Origin of the sequence: Sulfitobacter sp. SBS6 (genome assembly GCF_048285585.1) — a bacterium.
GTDB lineage: Bacteria > Pseudomonadota > Alphaproteobacteria > Rhodobacterales > Rhodobacteraceae > Sulfitobacter > Sulfitobacter pontiacus.
Genome location: NZ_JBLWBA010000005.1, coordinates 703,042 through 719,787 on the forward strand (window position 1 = coordinate 703,042; position 16,746 = coordinate 719,787).

Here is a 16,746-nt window from a genome sequence, read left to right on the forward strand (position 1 = left end):
GGCTTGGCGATGCTTCTAGACCAAAACGTCGCGATGTAGGTAGCAAAAGAGCAAGAATTTTACCCATGTCGCTGCGTCAGGCAAATCGGATACTACTTGGGCGGGATCGGAGCCACTGGCTGCGCGCCCCGCCCCGTGGGCACCGTCAGCACCAGCAGGCAAAGCACAACCAGCCCCACGCCGGCCCAACCAAGGGGGGGCAAGCGTTCGCCCACCACGACAACGGCCAGCAGTGCTGCGACCACCGGCTCGATCAGCGTCAGGGTCGTGGCGGTACTCGCCCGCACCCGCGACAGCCCGTAGCCGAAACAGATATAGCCCAGAAACATCGGCACAAACGCCATATAAAGCCCGACCGCCGCATTGCCCCACGAGGCCAGCAGCGGGCCGCCGGTCGCCAACAGCACAGGCATCAGCATCAGCCCGCCCAGTCCAAAGGTGGCACCCATGGCCACCGAAGACCGCAGGCCGCGCAGCATCATCGCGCGCGCCGTCCAGCTATAAAGCGCATAGGTAAACCCGCCGAGCAGACCCAGCACGACCCCCAGCGGCACATTGGTGCCCCCCGCGGCCCCATGCCCGCCCTCGGCCAGACAGATCAGCACCATGCCCGCCACGCCCGCCAGCGCACCAAGGCTCCACCGAAGGGTCAGCAAGGATCGCTCCATCACATATTCGATCAGCGCGGCAAACAGGGGCGCGGTGCCGATGGTGACGACGGTCCCGATGGTCACCCCCGCCAACCGCATGGAGCCATAGAACGCCAGCGGATAGATCATCACCGCCAAAGCCCCCAGCAGCAGCAACCCGCGCTGCTGCCAAAGCTGCGCACGCGCATGGGCGATGCCCCGCAGCGCCAGCAGCGCCTGCCCGATGCCGCCGATCCCCATCGCCGCGGCACCGATCGCCGCAGCACTCACGTCAGGGGCAAAGGTCGCGGCGGTGCCGGTGGTGCCCCAGACAATGCCCGCAAAAAGCACGCCCGCCACGCCAAGCGCATTGCTCTGGCGGCCCGAGCTTTCCTGATCCGTCATCCTGCCATCCCCTGCGCTGCGCGGTCCTGTGGCGTAGTGATGACCCGCCAAGCGCCTGAGGTCAAAGCATCATTCGGACTGCAAGCGCGATACGATACTGCCTGCGGTAACGGTGCCGATCGTCTCTCCGTCCTCGACCACGCGGATCGCCTGCGCATCATCGCCGATCTTGCCAATCAGTTCCGAGACCGGCGTCTCGGCGGCGACGGCCCCGTCCGATGTCGCGGCGGGCGGGCCCATCACATCGCGGGCCGTCAGCACGCCAAGCGGGTTCATATTGGCCACGAATTCCGCCACATAGTCCGACGCGGGGTTCGAAAAAATCTCGCGCGGGGTGCCGCATTGCACAATGCGCCCGCCCTCCATAATCGCGATGCGCCCGCCCAGCTTGAAAGCTTCGTCCAGATCATGGCTGACGAAGATGATCGTGCGTTTCAACTCGCGTTGCAGATCAAGCAGCTCGTCCTGCAGGCGGGTGCGGATCAGCGGATCAAGGGCCGAGAAAGGCTCGTCCATCAGCAGGATCGGGGCTTCGGTGGCAAAAGCGCGGGCCAGCCCCACACGTTGCTGCATCCCGCCCGACAGCTCGCTGACCTTGCGGTCAGCCCAATCGGCCAGCCCGACAAGCCTAAGCTGCGCCTCTGCGCGTTCAAGCCGTTCGCGTTTGGGGACATCGGCCAGTTCCAGCCCAAGCGCCACGTTGTCGCGCACCGTGCGCCACGGCAGCAATCCGAACTGCTGGAACACCATCGACACACATTCGCGGCGCACGCGGCGCAGATCAGCGGCAGAGCTGGCGGTGACGTCGCAGCTCCAGTCGCCATCATGCACCCGCACCGATCCACGCACCAACGGGTTCAACCCGTTGACCGCGCGCAGCAAGGTGGATTTGCCAGAGCCGGACAAGCCCATCAGCACAAGGATCTCGCCCTGTTTGACGTCAAGCGTGCAGTTATGCACCCCGAGGATCTGCCCTGTCTCGGCCTCGATTTCGGCGCGGTCTTGTCCGGCATCCATCAAGGGCAGCGCCTTGGCCGGTTTCGGGCCAAAGACGATGGACACATTGTCGAATTCGACGGCGTTTGCGGGGTTGGTCATTTGATCGCTCATTTACGTGTCACCCGTAGCATCCGGTCCAGCATGATGGCGACCACGACGATGATCAGCCCCGATTCAAAGCCAAGCCCCGTGTTCACCTGATTAAGCGCGCGCACCACCGGCACGCCAAGGCCATCCGCCCCCACGAGGGCCGCGATCACCACCATCGAAAGCGACAGCATGATCGTCTGGTTCAGACCGGTCATGATCTGAGGCAGCGCATAGGGCAGTTCGATCTTCCACAGGGTCTGGCTGGGCTTCGCGCCAAAGGCCTGCGCGGCCTCAAGCAGCGCCTTGGGGGTGGACGCGATACCAAGCTGCGTCAACCGGATCGGCGCAGGCAGGACAAAGATCACCGTCGCGATCAGCCCCGGCACCATGCCGATGCCGAAAAAGACAATCGCGGGAATAAGATAAACGAAGGTGGGCAGCGTCTGCATCAAGTCCAGCACGGGTGCCATATAGCGGTACATGCGCGGTCGATGCGCCGCGGCGATGCCGATGGGAACGCCGACGCCCATGCAGACCACACAGGCCGACAGCACCAGCGTCAGGCTTTCGGTGGTTTCTTCCCAGTAATCCTGATTGAGAATGAACAGAAACCCCAACACGATCAGCAGCGGGGTTTTCCAGTTGCGCTGGATCGCCCAGGTCAACGCGCCAAAGACAGCGATAACGATCAGCGGATGTGGCGTTTGCAGCACCCAGAGGATCGCGTCAATCAACCACTCCATCGCGACGGCCAGCCCGTCGAACAGCCAACCGGCGTTGATCAGCAGCCAATCAAAAACCGCCTCTGCGGCGTCATCAATCGGGATCTTGTTATCGGTGAGCCAGTTCATGGGAACCTCCGGAGGCTGGTATCATGCGATGATGGCAAAAAGGGCCCGCCCGATGGCAGGCCCTTTTCACATCCTAAGGGTGGATTACTCGACGATGGTCTTGGCGGCCGCCATCGCGTCGCCACCGTCCACGGTGGTCACGCCGTCCAGCCATGTGTCGAGCACATCAGGGTTCGCCTTGATCCAGGCTGTCGCCGCATCGCGGGGCTCTTCGCCGTCATCCAGAATGGCACCCATAATCTCGTTCTCCATAGCGAGGGTGAATTCCAGATTGGTCAGCAGCTTGCCCACGTTGGGGCATTCCTCGACAAAACCGGCGCGGGTATTTGTGTGCACGGTCGCACCGCCCAGATCGGGGCCAAAGAAATCGTCCCCGCCTTCCAGATAGGTCAGATCAAAGTTCGCGTTCATCGGGTGCGGTTCCCAACCAAGGAAGACGATAGGCTCGCCCTTGGCGGACAGGCGTTTGACCTGTGCCAGCATCCCCTGCTCCGAGGATTCCTTGACCTCGAACTCGGCCAGATCAAAGGCGTTGTCGTCGATCATCGACTGGATCAGGCGGTTGCCGTCATTGCCCGGCTCGATGCCGTAGATCTGACCGTCCAGCGCATCTGCATTGGCGGCGATATCGGCAAAATTCTTGATCCCCATGTCAGCGGCGGCTTTGTTCACGGCCAGCGTGTATTTCGCGCCAGTCAGGTTCGCGCGCACTGTGTCAACGCTGCCATCCTCACGGTAGGGGGCGATGTCGGCCTCCATCGTGGGCATCCAGTTGCCAAGAAACACATCCACATCGCCTGCGGCCATCGACGTGTAGGTCACTGGAACGGAAAGGATTTTCACGTCTGTCTCATAGCCCAAAGCGTCCAGCACAACGGTGGTCGCGGCAGTGGTCGCGGTGATGTCGGTCCAACCTACGTCGGAAAAGGTGATCTCGTCACAGCTTGCGGCAGCAAGGCTGCTGGCAAGGGACAGGGTAAGCGCGGTGGTTGCTGCAAGAACTTTCATGGCAGAGGAACTCCCGTTATGTTTATTGTTGATCGCGTAATAGAGCGCGATTGCGCGCTTTGATGCAACCCGATTTCTACACGACCGCGCGGCAAGACGCGGCTCAGGCAAGGAGACACCCCATGATCGGCACCCCCTATTTTCCTATTCCCCTCTTAACAGGCCCCCGCGCGTGAGCGGTGCAAGCCCCGCGTGGATCGGGGTCGATGTCGCGGATGGGCATATGCACCTGTGGGTGCATGATCCACGCGGCGATGTGCTGGCGCAGGCCGACGGGCCGATCGCTGCCTTGCCTGCGGAAGACGGCTTTGTCGCGGCCCTTACGGATTTGCTGTCGCCCTATCTGTCGGACCAACAGCGTTTGCCGGTGATCGTCGCGGGGCTGCCCGCCCTGCCCGCCAGCAGCCTGCGCCCCGTTCCGGCAGAGCCCTTGGGCGGGGTGCTTTCCCTAGAGGTTGATGACCCGCGGCTGGAGCTGCGCGCGGTGCCCGGCCTGAAACAGGCCAGCCCGCCCCAGATCATGCAAGGGGCCGAGACGGCGATTGCGGGCTACCTTCAGGCAGCGCCCGAGTTTGACGGGGTGATCTGTTGCCTTGATGCGCAGTCCACATGGGCCCACATCAGCGCCCGCGAGGTCGTCAGTTTTCAAAGTTTTCTCACCCCCATGATGGCCACGCAGTTGTCGGCTACAGCCCCGCTATCCAAGGCGGTTCTCGGTGGTGGGTTGGATGAGGATACTTTCGACGCCGCCGTGAATGATGTCATGGCTCGCCCGCAAATCTTTGCCACCGCACTGGCCGAGATTTCGGCGCAAGCCACAATCGACGGCCCCACGACGGACGCAGGCTGGTCACGGTTGATGGGTTTGTTGATCGGGCTAGAGCTGGCCGGTGCCCGCGCCTATTGGCTGGGCCGCGAGGTGGTCATCCTGTCCGACAGCCCCCTCGCCCCGCTCTATGCACGCGGGCTTGCCGCCCAGGGTCTGACGGCCAGCCACGTCTCGCGCCGCGACCATGTGCGCGCCGGGCTACAGCTTTGCGCCGACGCAAGCGCGAGTTGATCTGACGCGCGCGCGATAAGCGAAGACGTCCCCGGCCCTAGGCCGGGGTGCCACCGTTTTCAGGAAAGAAACACGCCGCGGCATGATGCCCCTGCGGCAGTTCTGGCCGCATGGCGCGGCATTTGTCGCGCACTTTCCAGCACCGTGGCGCAAAGGGGCAGCCATCGGGGATCGCCAGTGGAGATGGCAGTTCGCCTTGCAGCTTGATCCGCTCTTTCGCGCCGCGCGGGTCCGCTTGGGGCGTGGCCGACAGCAGCGCCTTGGCATAGGGGTGGAACGGCGCACCGAATACATCATCGCGGCTGCCGCGTTCGACCGCGCGCCCCAGATACATCACGATCACCTCATCCGCCACGTGACGCACAACGCTCAGATCATGGGAGATGAACAGATAGGCCAGTTGCAGACGTTCCTGCAGATCGACCAACAGGTTCAACACCGAGCTCTGGATCGACAGGTCCAGCGCGGACACAGGCTCGTCCAGCACCAGCACTTTGGGGTCCAGCATCAACGCCCGCGCAATCGCGATCCGCTGGCGTTGCCCGCCGGAAAACATATGCGGATAGCGGTCAAAATGTTCAGGCCGCAAGCCCACCAGCCCGAGCATCTCGCGCGCTTTGGCGGTACGCTCCTTGCTGCTCATGTCGGGGCGGTTGATCTTGAGAGGTTCCTCGAGGATCGCGCCGATCCGCTGGCGCGGGTTGAGCGAGCCATAGGGGTCTTGGAACACGATCTGCACCGATTTGCGCAGCGATGCCCAGTCTTCGCGGACCACGGGTTTGCCATCCAGTGTCAGCGATCCGGCGGTCGGGTCTTCGATCATCGTGACCATCCGCGCCAAGGTCGATTTCCCGCAGCCGCTTTCGCCTACGACGGCCAGCGTTTTGCCCGGATAGAGCGCGAAATCGAGCCCGCCCACGGCCTTGAGCGTACGCGGCTTGCGAAACAGCCCGCCGCCGACTTCATAGTGACGCTCTAGCGCCGTTGCAGTCATCACAGGTGCGGTCATGATGCGACCCTTTCGTCTGTGTTCAAGGGGTAGAAACAACGCGCATAGCCCAGATCAGCGCCCAAGGCGGGCGGCGCTTCGGACTTGCATTTGGCGTTGGCGAATTTGCAGCGTGGCGAAAACAGGCATCCTGCGGGGCGGTCGAATTGCCCCGGCACCACGCCCGGAATGGTCGGCAGCCGCTTTTCCGTCGCCCGTTCTGGCAGCGCATCCAGCAGTGCCGAGGTATAGGGGTGGTGCGGCGCGTCAAACAGCGGGATCACCGGCTGCTCTTCGATCTTCTGGCCGGCATATTGCACGCTGACCCGTTCGGCGGTTTCCGCAACCACACCCATGTCGTGCGTGATCAACACCAGCCCCATGCCCGTTTCCTCGCGCAGGGACGCGAGCAGATCAAGGATCTGTGCCTGAATGGTCACGTCGAGCGCCGTGGTAGGTTCATCGGCGATCAGCAGCTTGGGCTTGCAGGCAATCGCCATCGCGATCATCACCCGCTGGTTCATCCCGCCCGACATCTGGTGCGGGAAGGCCGACAGGCGCTTTTCGGGATCGGGGATGCCGACCTGTTCAAACAGCTCGATCGCGCGTTTCTGACGTTCGCGGCGGCCCATGCCAAGATGCACCCGCAGGGCCTCGCGGATTTGCCAGCCCACGGTGAAACAGGGGTTGAGCGATGACATCGGCTCCTGAAAGATCATCGCCAGATCATTGCCGACGATCTTGCGGCGCGCCTTGGCGTCCATTGTCAGCAGGTTGTGCCCGTCAAAGGTCAGCTCGTCCGCGGTGACGGTGGCGGTCCAGGGCAGCAGCCCCATCAGCGCCAGCATCGACACGGATTTACCCGACCCGCTTTCCCCCACAATCGCGAGGATCTCGCTTTCGTTCACGTCTTGGTCGACGCCGTCCACCGCCCGGAACTTGCCCGAGGCCGTGGCGAAATCAACGCTTAGGTTTCTGATACGCAAAAGTGTCATGGCTCAGCTCCGTTTCAGTTTCGGATCAAGCGCGTCGCGCAGGCCGTCACCCATGAGGTTGATCGCCAGCACGGTCACAAGGATCGCCACGCCGGGGAAGGTCACGACCCACCAGGCGCGCAGGATGAACTCGCGTGCTTCGGCCAGCATCGTGCCCCATTCAGGTGTGGGCGGCTGCGCCCCCATCCCCAGAAAGCCCAAGGCCGCGGCATCAAGGATCGCGGTCGAGAATGACAGCGCGGCCTGCACGATGATCGGCGCAAGGCAGTTGGGCAGCACGGTGACAAACATCAGCCGGAAGATCCCTGCCCCTGCCACGCGGGCCGAGGTCACGTAATCCTTTTGACGTTCCGACAGCACGCTGGCGCGGGTCAGGCGCACATAGTGGGGCTGCAACACAATCGCGATGGCGATCATTGCGTTGGTCAGCGACGGCCCGAGGATCGCCACCAGCACCAACGCCAGCAGCAGGGACGGGAACGCCAGCACGATATCCATGACACGCATGATGATGCTATCGACCCATTTAGGCGCAAAGCCCGCGATCAGACCGATGATGATCCCGCCGGTCGCCGCGATAGAGACAACGACGACCCCCACAAAGAAGGAATAACGCGCGCCCACAATCAGACGCGACAGCATATCGCGCCCGAGCGGATCGGTACCCAGGATATGGGTCCAGCTGCCGCCCTCTTGCCACGCGGGGGGCTGTAGGGTGGCGGCGCGGAATTGCTCTGTCGCGTCATGGGGGGCGACCCACGGGCCGAACAGGGCCAGAAAGGCAAAGACCGCAAAGATCCACAGCCCGATGACAGCGCCGCGGTTTTCGCGGAAGTAGAACCAGAATTCGCGCAAGCGGCCCGGACGTTCCTGGACCATTGCGGCTTCGGCAGAGAGTGCGTCGTCCATGTTATCGCTTTCTGATTTTGGGGTTGATGACGCCGTAAAGCATGTCGACGGTCAGGTTCACGACCATCACCATCACAGCAATCAGCAGCAGCCCGCCCTGAACCACGGGGTAATCGCGGCGGAAAATACTATCGACCATCCACTTGCCGATGCCCGGCCAGCTAAAGATGGTTTCGGTCAGGATCGCACCGGCCAGCAATGTGCCGACCGACAGACCAATCACGGTGATCACGGGGATCAGGGCGTTGCGCAGGGCGTGGATGCCGTTGATCCGCCCCGGAGACATGCCCTTGGCGCGGGCGGTGCGGATGTAATCCTCGCCCAGAACCTCCAGCATGGCCGACCGCGTCTGGCGTGCGATCACGGCCAGGGGGATTGTCCCCAGCACGATCGTTGGCAGAACCAGATGGCGCACCGCTGACAGGAACGCCCCCTTCTGACCCGACGCCAGACTGTCAATCAGCATAAAGCCGGTGGGGTTGGGGAAGTAATACAGCAGATCAATCCGCCCCGACACAGGCGTCCATTGCAGGTTGCCCGAAAAGACGATGATCAGCAGCAGCGCCCACCAGAAGATCGGCATCGAATAGCCCACCAGCGCCGTGGACATCAGCGCCCGGTCAAAGAACTTGCCCCGGTTCACCGCCGCAATCACCCCCGCCGGAAGGCCAAGGGCGATGGCAAAGATCATCGCGCAGACCGCCAGCTCAAGCGTGGCTGGGAAGAGCGTAAAGAATTCGTCGAACACCGGGCGCTTGGTGACAAAGCTATTGCCCAGATCGCCCTGAAGCACGCCGGTCAGATAATCCCAGAATTGCACATAGATCGGCTGGTCATAGCCGAATTGTTTGGCCAGTTGGGCATAGCGTTCATCAGAGATGCCGCGCTCGCCCGCCATAACCTGGATGGGGTCGCCCGGCAGCGCGCGGATGAACCCGAAGGAGATCAGCGTCACCCCGATGAAAGTCGGGATGAACGTCAGCAGTCGTCCCAGAACATAGTTCAGCATTTTATCACCATCAGCTCTTTGGGGAAGTTGGTCAGCGTTTCATAGCCGTCGTCGGTAATCAGCACGTCATCCTCGATGCGCACGCCGAAATTTCCGATCTCGTAGAGGCCGGGTTCATTGGTGTAAACCGTTCCGGCGGGTAAAGTCATGTGGTTGCCCCGCATGATATAGGGGGCCTCATGGACCTCGCGGCCCAGACCGTGGCCGGTCTTGGTGCGGATGCGGTCCCCATAGGGCGAGGCTTCCAGCACAGAGATCACGGCATCGTCGATGTCATGCGCGGTCACCCCCGCGCGCGTCACGGCAAGCCCTGCCATATTGGCGCGCAGCACGGTGTCATAGACATCGCGCCCCTCGTCGGTGACGTGATCCAGAAAAACGGTGCGGGTGATGTCGGCGGCAAAGCCGTTCTTGCGCGCGCCAAAGTCCAGCAGCAGCGCATCGCCCGCCTTGACCGCGTAATCCTCGCGCGCATGGGCATGGGGGCGGGCCGAGCCATCCGCGGCGGCCACGATGGGCCCAAAGGACAGGTCATCCGCCCCTTCCGCAAAAAGCGCCTGCACCAGCGTCTGTTCGATCTGCTTCTCGCTCTGGCCCAGCTTGACGCTGTCCAGCGTGCGCTGGAGGGCGCGTTCGGAAATGCCGATCGCCGCGCGCAGGGCGGCGATATCCTCGGGGGTTTTGATCATCCGCAGGGCAGAGATTTCGCGCTCTGCATCGGTGATGGTCAGATCGGGCTGTGCATCTTTGAACGCATGGTGCACGAACACGCGCATCACCTGCCCTTCGACCGCCAGCGACGAGATCCCCAAATGCTGCGTCAGCGCGGCAAAAGCATCGGCATAGCCGGTCTGGTCGCGCCAATCAAACACCGCGCCGTCAAAGCCGACCGTGTCCCAGCTGCCCAGTTCAAGGTTCGGCAAGAGCACCGCCGCAGGTTTATCCGCAGGGATCACCAGAACAAAGGGGCGTTCGTGGCTCATGAAGCTTTGGCCGACAGCGCGCGAGAAATTGGGCCCGGGCACCAGCGCCACGGCATCGACGCCCAGATCGGCGGCCACAGCGGCATAGTCGGCAAGACGTTGAGAGAGGTTCTTTGACACGGGGGGCTTGCGCCTTTCGTTAACGTGGCCGGGGCCTAGAATAAAGGAAGGGACGGCGCGACATGCACCGTCCCCATTGCTTTGTCATCGCTGTTATTGCGACAGGCCAACCTGGTTGAAGATGTGGCCACCCAGCGGGTGCACAACATAGTTTTCAACTTCGGGACGCATTGGCATGTAAACAACCGAATGCGCGATGGTGGCCCAAGGGGCTTGGTCCTTGAAGATTTCCTGCGCTTTTTCATACAGCGGCGCACGCTCTTCTTGTGTTGGCAGAACCTTGGCTTCCTGAACCAGCGCGTCGAATTCCTCGTTGCACCATTGTGCGCGGTTGGATTTCTCTACGCCGTCACAGCCCAGCAGAACCGCGAGGAAGTTGTCGGGGTCACCGTTGTCACCTGTCCAACCCAGCAGAACGGCACCATCGCGGTCTTTCGCTTTGGAACGCTCAAGGTATTCACCCCATTCGTAGGACACGATCTCTACGTCGACACCGACCTTCGAGAAGTCTTCCTGCATCAGCTCGGCCATACGGCGGGCATTGGGGTTATAGGGACGCTGGACCGGCATCGCCCAGATTTTCAGCGTCAGGTCGGATACGCCTTCGGCTTCCAGCGCGGCTTTCGCGGCTTCCGGATCGTATTTGTCGTCCTCGATCGCGTCGTTATAGGACCACATTGTCGGCGGCAGCGGGTTCTTGGCGATTTCGCCGGAGCCCTGGAACACCACGTCGATGATCGCTTGCTTGTCGATCGCCATGTTCAAGGCTTTACGCACATTGGCGTTGTCGAACGGAGGCATCTGCGTGTTGTACGCCAGATAGCCCACGTTCAGGCCCTCTTGCTCCATCACGACGACATCTTCGGCGTCTTTCATCGCCTGCACGTCCGCAGGGTTCGGATAGGCCATGACGTGGCATTCGCCCGCTTGTACCTTCTGGTAGCGCACGGAGGCGTCCGGTGTGATCGCAAAGATCAACGCTTCGACTTTCGCCGGGTCACCCCAGTATTCGTCGTTGCGCACGTAACGGATCACGGCGTCTTTCTGGTAGGCTTGGAAGGTGAACGGGCCGGTACCGATAGGTGCCTGGTTCAGCATTTCCGGCGTGCCGGCTTCCAGCATCGCGTCGGCATATTCCTTGGACACGATCGAGGCAAAGTCCATCGCCATGTTGGCAATGATCGGCGCTTCGGCGCGGGTCAGGTTGAACTGAACGGTGTAATCGTCAACCTTTTCGATGCTTTCGATCAGATCAGGCATCGACATCGCACCGTAGTATTCCCAGGTGCCACCCGATACTTGGTTGTAGGGGTTGTCGGCGTTGCCCTGACGGTCAAAGCTAAAGATCACGTCATCGGCGTTAAAATCGCGTGTGGGCGTGAACTGGGCGTTGCTGTGAAACTTGACGCCTTTGCGCAGCTTGAACGTTACGGTCTTGCCGTCTTCGGACACGTCCCAGCTTTCGGCCAGCGCGGGAATGGTTTCGGTGGTGCCGACCTTGAATTCCGCCAAGCGGTTGTAGATCGGGTGGCTGGACGCATCAAAGGTCGTGCCTGCGGTGTACAGGGCCGGGTCAAAGCCTTCTGGCGACCCTTCCGAGCAATAGACCAGCGACTGCGCCTGCGCTGCAACGCCAAGCGTGCTCAGCAGCAGGCCCGTGGCCATGATTTTCTTGAAAGACATTCGATTTACTCTCCTAGTTGGTAAAGTGTTATCTCCCCACGGCCTCTCTGGGCCGATGAGGGCGATAGGGTTAACGCCTGAGGGGTAACATTTCGCGCGAGCTCTCTGCCGGCGCGGCCTCACTCTGTCCGATTTCCCCGGACTTATCGTATTTCATGCGACCGACCCATAAGATGCGGGCCTGCCGGTCTGTTCTGTTGGCCCAGCAATGGGGCGTTGTACCCAGATAATGCAGGCTGTCGCCCGCCGTCATCAGATACTCCCGTTCGCCAACCATCTGCGAGATCTCACCCTCGAGGATATAGATGATCTCTTCGCCAACATGGGTCACCGTTTCGGATTCATAGCCGGGCGGCACGTTCATCACATAGGATGTCATCTCGTGGCCCGCGCGTTCGGCACCGATCTGTTCATATTCAATCGACGATCCTGCCACCGCGAAACGGGGCCGTGCGGCACCGCGGGTCAGGCTGTCGACCGTGCGCGGGGTCCGCACGAAAAAATCCGCATCAACGTCAAGCGCGGCAGCGATCTGGCTCAGCGTGCCAAGCGTCGGTGTCGCGTTGCCACGTTCCACCTGGCTCAGATAGCCCACCGACACACCGGAGGCCGACGACAGCTGCTGCAATGTCATCGCCATCCGATGACGCTGCATCCGCATGCGGTCGCCTAATCCCTCTGGCGGCGAAAGCGCCGCCGCCTGTATCGCAGTTGTTGACAAATAATCCCCCGAAGCACGCTTTGGCGTATCTTGGCGCTCAGACTGTCGCGCAACTTTGTTTACGTCAACAATAAAAATTATTGTCAGAGTGAAAACAGAGCCCTTGGTCGCGACGTCACCTGACCTCTTTTACACCGCACCCTCCCCCCGAAAGCGTCCATGTGATTCTATTTATACGTGCGCATCCACGCAGTCCAGTTTCTGCACATTTTTTAGGCAAAAGCTAGAAAAACAATGCAAACCGCGCGATGAACACCTGTGCCCAGTTGCAACAATCGATCCCGCACCACACGCTTGATCTATGGCTATGTCTTTACCCCTGCTGGTGTTTACCGACCTTGATGGCACGTTGCTGTCACATAGTTCCTATCGCTGGGATGCGGCCACACCGGCCTTGGATACATTGCGCAATATCGGGGCCGCAGTGGTGTTGGCGAGCTCGAAAACCGCGCCCGAGATCGCAGAGATTCGCGCCGAACTGGCATGGGATCACTGCCCCGCGATCATTGAAAACGGCGCCGGCATTTTACCGCCCGACAGCACCGACATGCCCAAAACGGACAGTTACGTGCGCCTGCGCCACGCGCTCGACAGCCTGCCTGCGGAGCTGCGCGACCCGTTTTGCGGGTTCGGCGATATGACCGTGGCACAGATCGCACAGATCACCGGCCTGTCGCATAATGACGCCGCAAACGCGGCAGAGCGGGCCTTTTCCGAACCCGGCATCTGGTCGGGCAGCGCCGAGTTGCGCGGCGCATTTATCGACGCCCTGCACGATCACGGTATCCATGCCCGCGAAGGGGGGCGGTTTCTGACCCTCTCCTACGGGCGCACCAAAGCCGACCAGATGGCCGCGCTGACCGACGCCTTTGCGCCGCGCCATACGCTGGCGCTTGGCGATGCCCCCAATGACATAGAGATGCTGCAAGCAGCCGACTTTGGCGTCATTGTCGCCAACCCGCACCGCGACCCACTGCCCCCGCTGCCCGGTGAGGACATCGGCAGGATCACCCGCACCACGCTCCCCGGCCCTGCCGGATGGAACGGTGCCGTGCTGGACCTGATCGCGCGGCTTAACCTGAACTAAGGAATGACAAAGCATGGCTGATTTTCATCAAAACGGGAATATCGCGACCCTGCACAATCTGCGCACCCGCTCGCTGGACGAAATGACCTACGAGCTTGAGACGTTTGCCCAGACCCGCAAAATGGCGCTGATCCTGCCTTGTCTCTACTCCGAGCTAGAGACCGAGGCGATGCCCCGCATTCTGGCCGAGCTGTCCAAGGTCACCTATCTGCACCGCATCATCATCGGTCTGGACCGCGCGGACGAGGCACAGTTCCGCCATGCGAAAGAGTTCTTCAAGGGCCTTAACCAGAACCACATCGTGATCTGGAACGACAGCCCGCGGATGCTGGCGCTTGGCGCGCAGCTCAAAGACATGGGCCTCGCCCCCGCCGAACAAGGCAAGGGCAAGAACGTCTGGTCCTCGCTCGGCTATCTGATCGCCTGTCAGGACAGTGCGGTGATGGCGATCCATGATTGCGATATCGTGACCTATACCAACGACCTGCTGGCGCGGCTGATCTATCCTGTCGCCAATGCGAATTTCCCCTATCAGGTCGCCAAAGGATATTACGCGCGGGTAGGCAGCGACAAGCTGAACGGACGGGTCACGCGGCTGCTGGTCAGCCCGCTGCTGATCGCGCTGAAAAAGGTCGTGGGCGACCGAGACTATATCGATTACCTGCGCGCCTTCCGCTATCCGCTCTCGGGTGAATTTGCCATGCGCACCAATATCTTGCCCGATCTGCGCATCCCCTCCGACTGGGGGCTGGAGATCGGCGTGCTCTCAGAGGCATGGCGCAACCTCGCCCCGAAATCCGTCTGTCAGGTCGAAATCGCCGACGACTATGACCACAAGCACCAAGCTCTGAGCGAGGCCGACGCCGATGCGGGGTTGAACCGCATGTCCACCGACATCTGCAAGGCGATTTTCCGCAAGCTGGCGGCAGACGGCACGGTGTTCACGCCCAATGTCTTTCGCACGCTCAAGGCGACCTATTATCGCTGCGCGCTCGACCTGCTGGATGCCTATTACAACGACGCCAAAATGAACGGGCTGAGCATCGACCGCCATAAGGAAGAACGCGCGATCGAGCTCTTTACCGAGAATATTATGCGGGCGGGACACTTCTTTCTCGATAACCCGCACGAGACCCCCTTTATCCCCACGTGGAACCGCGTCCACGCCGCCGCGCCCGAGTTCCTTGCCAATCTGCGCGAGGCCGCCGCAGCGGATGACGCCGAATACAACTAGCTGAGGGCCGCGTGGGCGGCGGGGTCAGAACCGGTTGGTGATCCACATGCATTGATAGGGGCCCAGCGTGATGTGATCCGCGCTGGCGTCAATCAAATCACCGCTGATCAGGTCCTGCCACGGTTGATCCTCGATCAGGTTCAGTGCCGCCGCCGAAATCCCGACAGAGGCGTCGCTGACGTTGTGCAGCGCAAAGATCGACTGTTTGCGGTCCAGACTTTGGCGCCACACGCCGAACACGCGGTCATCTTGCAGGTTCACGGTGAATTGCGTCGCGTTGGGGTGAAACGCCTTTTGTTTCTGTCGCACCTTTAGCCGCGCCGAAAGATCGCCCAAAACGCGCGCCTGCGCGCTGGACGCATCGGCCAGCCGGTCGCGCAAGCTCGGATAATCCCATCGGTGTCGGTTGATCGCGCGGCTCATCCCGCGATGTTCGACCTGCGCGTGATCATTGGGCGTCGCCAGCATGGCGTGGATGTAGAAGGCGGGTATCCCCTCCAGCGACATGACGATGGTCTGCGAACAGATGAACCGTGCATGATGATGGTCATCCTCGCCCTTAAACGTCCGCGACAGCGCATCGTAAAAGGTCGTGTTCAGCTCGTACGGGCTTTGCCCGCCGTCGGGCAGGCTGCGCATCGATACCAACCCGCCGACCTGTAGCACCGTATCAATGACCTGTTGTTTTTCATCCTCGGGCAACAACCCTTCGGCGGGGCGCATGCCGATCCCGTCGTGACTGGCGGTAAAGTTCAGATAGGCGCAACCCATGGGGGCCGGCGGCATCGTACGTTGCCAGCGCCGCAGATGCGCCCCATTGCCCGACATCATCGCATGCAAGATCAGCGGCGGCAGCGGGAAATTATAGATCGCATGAGCCTCGTCCCCTGCCCCGAAATAGCTGAGGTTTTCGGCCTTGGGCACATTGGTTTCGGTCAGCAGGATGATCTTTTCCGGCGCATAGTCGCACAGCAAACGCATCAGCCGGATAATGGCATGGGTTTGCGGCAGGTGGATCGACGGGGTGCCGATCTGCTTCCACAAGAACGCCACCGCATCCAGCCGGATGATCTGCACGCCATTATCCACATGCAGGCGGATGATCCGCAAAAACTCAAGCAGCACCTCGGGGTTGCGGAAATCAAGGTCGATCTGGTCATGGCTGAAAGTGCACCAGACGTGGCGCGGGCCGCTTGAGGTTTCTACCTCTTGCAACAGCGGCGTCGTGCGCGGGCGCACCACCTCGCGCAGATCATCCTGCGGCGAGGCTTCGAAAAAGAACTTGTCATAGGGGGCCTGCCCCTGACGGTAGGCGTTGAACCAGTTCCCCTGGCTCGACACATGGTTCAGCACCAGATCGGACATCAGCGTGAAATCGGCGGCGATGCGGTTGATATCAGGCCAATCCCCAAGCTGCGGGTTCACCGCGCGAAAATCGGACACGGCAAACCCGTCGTCAGAGGTATAAGGGAAGAACGGCAGAATATGCACGCTGTTCAATGTACCGCGCAGGTAGCGGTGCAAGAAGTCGTTCAACAAATCCAGCGGCTTATGCGCCCCGTCCACGATTGAGTTGCCATAGGTGATCAGCAGCGCGTCACGTTCCGACCAAAGCGTATTGCCGGCAATCCGGCCTCTTTTGCGGCGGGTTGTCCCCTCGGGCCAGAAGGCATCAAGCACCATGCTGGAAAGGATGTCGGCATCCAGATCGGGATAGACCTCTGCCAACACCGCGCTGAGCCGAGAGCCGAGAGAACGGGCACTGTCCGTCATGATGTCCTGCCTTGCCTGAATATCCTTTCCCAAAACCCTAACGCAGGCGCGCGCGTGTGACGAGCAGCCAAAAGCGGTGCCCCCATAATCCTGGCGCCGCTGACCCCTGCGGCGCGTTTTGAGGCAATCTGCACAATCTTGAAGCATTGCGCAGATTGAACGCCCGCAGATCTAAAGGCCCCGCAATTATGACGCGTACCAA

15 protein-coding genes are annotated in these 16,746 nt (G+C 61.4%); 3 read left to right on the forward strand and 12 right to left on the reverse strand.

Features of this window, described 5'->3' with window-relative positions:
- Nucleotides 1-92 precede the first annotated feature (92 nt).
- The 4 genes from ACNQ62_RS06845 to ACNQ62_RS06860 form a co-directional block, all read right to left on the reverse strand.
- Nucleotides 93-1,034, reverse strand: coding sequence for a DMT family transporter (locus ACNQ62_RS06845; protein WP_418094482.1), 942 nt, complete (start codon nucleotides 1,032-1,034; stop codon nucleotides 93-95).
- 69 nt (nucleotides 1,035-1,103) lie between these two features.
- Entirely contained in the window at nucleotides 1,104-2,132 is a 1,029-nt protein-coding gene (gene choV / locus ACNQ62_RS06850; RefSeq protein WP_418094483.1) for a choline ABC transporter ATP-binding protein, read from the reverse strand.
- An 8-nt stretch (nucleotides 2,133-2,140) separates the two neighbouring features.
- Nucleotides 2,141-2,974: a choline ABC transporter permease subunit gene (gene choW / locus ACNQ62_RS06855; protein ID WP_009826591.1), complete on the reverse strand. Its 834-nt coding sequence runs from the start codon at nucleotides 2,972-2,974 to the stop codon at nucleotides 2,141-2,143.
- Between the two features lie 84 nt (nucleotides 2,975-3,058).
- Complete coding sequence (locus tag ACNQ62_RS06860) at nucleotides 3,059-3,982, reverse strand: choline ABC transporter substrate-binding protein (RefSeq protein WP_005852512.1); 924 nt, start codon at nucleotides 3,980-3,982, stop codon at nucleotides 3,059-3,061.
- Nucleotides 3,983-4,154: 172 nt separating this feature from the next.
- Between ACNQ62_RS06860 and ACNQ62_RS06865 the strand changes: the two genes are divergently transcribed.
- Complete coding sequence (locus ACNQ62_RS06865) at nucleotides 4,155-5,042, forward strand: 2-dehydro-3-deoxygalactonokinase (RefSeq protein ID WP_418094484.1); 888 nt, start codon at nucleotides 4,155-4,157, stop codon at nucleotides 5,040-5,042.
- A 37-nt stretch (nucleotides 5,043-5,079) separates the two neighbouring features.
- On the opposite strand, the gene ACNQ62_RS06870 is transcribed toward ACNQ62_RS06865, so the two are convergent.
- From ACNQ62_RS06870 to ACNQ62_RS06900, 7 genes are all read right to left on the reverse strand, one after another.
- On the reverse strand, nucleotides 5,080-6,051 hold the full coding sequence (locus tag ACNQ62_RS06870; protein WP_005852507.1) for an ABC transporter ATP-binding protein: 972 nt from the start codon (nucleotides 6,049-6,051) through the stop codon (nucleotides 5,080-5,082).
- The gene (locus tag ACNQ62_RS06875) at nucleotides 6,048-7,025 is read right to left on the reverse strand and encodes an ABC transporter ATP-binding protein (protein ID WP_005852505.1); all 978 of its coding nucleotides are present in this window, start codon (nucleotides 7,023-7,025) and stop codon (nucleotides 6,048-6,050) included. The genes ACNQ62_RS06870 and ACNQ62_RS06875 overlap by 4 nt, the downstream gene beginning before the upstream one ends.
- Before the next feature lie 3 nt (nucleotides 7,026-7,028).
- Nucleotides 7,029-7,934, reverse strand: a complete 906-nt coding sequence (locus tag ACNQ62_RS06880) for an ABC transporter permease subunit (protein ID WP_005852503.1) — start codon at nucleotides 7,932-7,934, stop codon at nucleotides 7,029-7,031.
- A gap of 1 nt (nucleotide 7,935) precedes the next feature.
- A complete protein-coding gene (locus tag ACNQ62_RS06885; RefSeq protein ID WP_005852501.1) occupies nucleotides 7,936-8,943 on the reverse strand; it encodes an ABC transporter permease subunit in 1,008 nt (335 codons plus the stop codon).
- Nucleotides 8,937-10,046, reverse strand: a complete 1,110-nt coding sequence (locus ACNQ62_RS06890; RefSeq protein ID WP_064216035.1) for a M24 family metallopeptidase — start codon at nucleotides 10,044-10,046, stop codon at nucleotides 8,937-8,939. The genes ACNQ62_RS06885 and ACNQ62_RS06890 overlap by 7 nt, the downstream gene beginning before the upstream one ends.
- Nucleotides 10,047-10,139: 93 nt before the next feature.
- Nucleotides 10,140-11,729: an ABC transporter substrate-binding protein gene (locus ACNQ62_RS06895; RefSeq protein ID WP_064216036.1), complete on the reverse strand. Its 1,590-nt coding sequence runs from the start codon at nucleotides 11,727-11,729 to the stop codon at nucleotides 10,140-10,142.
- A gap of 70 nt (nucleotides 11,730-11,799) precedes the next feature.
- Entirely contained in the window at nucleotides 11,800-12,390 is a 591-nt protein-coding gene (locus tag ACNQ62_RS06900; RefSeq protein WP_005852495.1) for a helix-turn-helix domain-containing protein, read from the reverse strand.
- A 361-nt stretch (nucleotides 12,391-12,751) separates the two neighbouring features.
- Here ACNQ62_RS06900 and ACNQ62_RS06905 point away from each other — a divergent pair, with 361 nt between their 5' ends.
- Together ACNQ62_RS06905 and ACNQ62_RS06910 are read left to right on the forward strand one after the other, a co-directional pair.
- A complete protein-coding gene (locus ACNQ62_RS06905) occupies nucleotides 12,752-13,537 on the forward strand; it encodes an HAD-IIB family hydrolase (RefSeq protein ID WP_184582549.1) in 786 nt (261 codons plus the stop codon).
- A 13-nt stretch (nucleotides 13,538-13,550) separates the two neighbouring features.
- On the forward strand, nucleotides 13,551-14,771 hold the full coding sequence (locus ACNQ62_RS06910) for a glycosyl transferase (RefSeq protein ID WP_418094485.1): 1,221 nt from the start codon (nucleotides 13,551-13,553) through the stop codon (nucleotides 14,769-14,771).
- A gap of 24 nt (nucleotides 14,772-14,795) precedes the next feature.
- Here ACNQ62_RS06910 and ACNQ62_RS06915 read toward each other — a convergent pair whose 3' ends face one another.
- Complete coding sequence (locus tag ACNQ62_RS06915) at nucleotides 14,796-16,544, reverse strand: sugar phosphorylase (protein WP_418094486.1); 1,749 nt, start codon at nucleotides 16,542-16,544, stop codon at nucleotides 14,796-14,798.
- Between the last annotated feature and the right edge of the window lie 202 nt (nucleotides 16,545-16,746).

Bases quoted from the DNA above. Each gene is read 5' to 3' on its own strand.
- ACNQ62_RS06845 (WP_418094482.1), bottom strand. From the start codon at position 1,034: ATGACGGATCAGGAAAGCTCGGGCCGCCAGAGCAATGCGCTTGGCGTG.
- choV (WP_418094483.1), bottom strand. From the start codon at position 2,132: ATGACCAACCCCGCAAACGCCGTCGAATTCGACAATGTGTCCATCGTC.
- choW (WP_009826591.1), bottom strand. From the start codon at position 2,974: ATGAACTGGCTCACCGATAACAAGATCCCGATTGATGACGCCGCAGAG.
- ACNQ62_RS06860 (WP_005852512.1), bottom strand. From the start codon at position 3,982: ATGAAAGTTCTTGCAGCAACCACCGCGCTTACCCTGTCCCTTGCCAGC.
- ACNQ62_RS06870 (WP_005852507.1), bottom strand. From the start codon at position 6,051: ATGACCGCACCTGTGATGACTGCAACGGCGCTAGAGCGTCACTATGAA.
- ACNQ62_RS06875 (WP_005852505.1), bottom strand. From the start codon at position 7,025: ATGACACTTTTGCGTATCAGAAACCTAAGCGTTGATTTCGCCACGGCC.
- ACNQ62_RS06880 (WP_005852503.1), bottom strand. From the start codon at position 7,934: ATGGACGACGCACTCTCTGCCGAAGCCGCAATGGTCCAGGAACGTCCG.
- ACNQ62_RS06885 (WP_005852501.1), bottom strand. From the start codon at position 8,943: ATGCTGAACTATGTTCTGGGACGACTGCTGACGTTCATCCCGACTTTC.
- ACNQ62_RS06895 (WP_064216036.1), bottom strand. From the start codon at position 11,729: ATGTCTTTCAAGAAAATCATGGCCACGGGCCTGCTGCTGAGCACGCTT.
- ACNQ62_RS06900 (WP_005852495.1), bottom strand. From the start codon at position 12,390: ATGCGGATGCAGCGTCATCGGATGGCGATGACATTGCAGCAGCTGTCG.
- ACNQ62_RS06905 (WP_184582549.1), top strand. From the start codon at position 12,752: ATGGCTATGTCTTTACCCCTGCTGGTGTTTACCGACCTTGATGGCACG.
- ACNQ62_RS06910 (WP_418094485.1), top strand. From the start codon at position 13,551: ATGGCTGATTTTCATCAAAACGGGAATATCGCGACCCTGCACAATCTG.
- ACNQ62_RS06915 (WP_418094486.1), bottom strand. From the start codon at position 16,544: ATGACGGACAGTGCCCGTTCTCTCGGCTCTCGGCTCAGCGCGGTGTTG.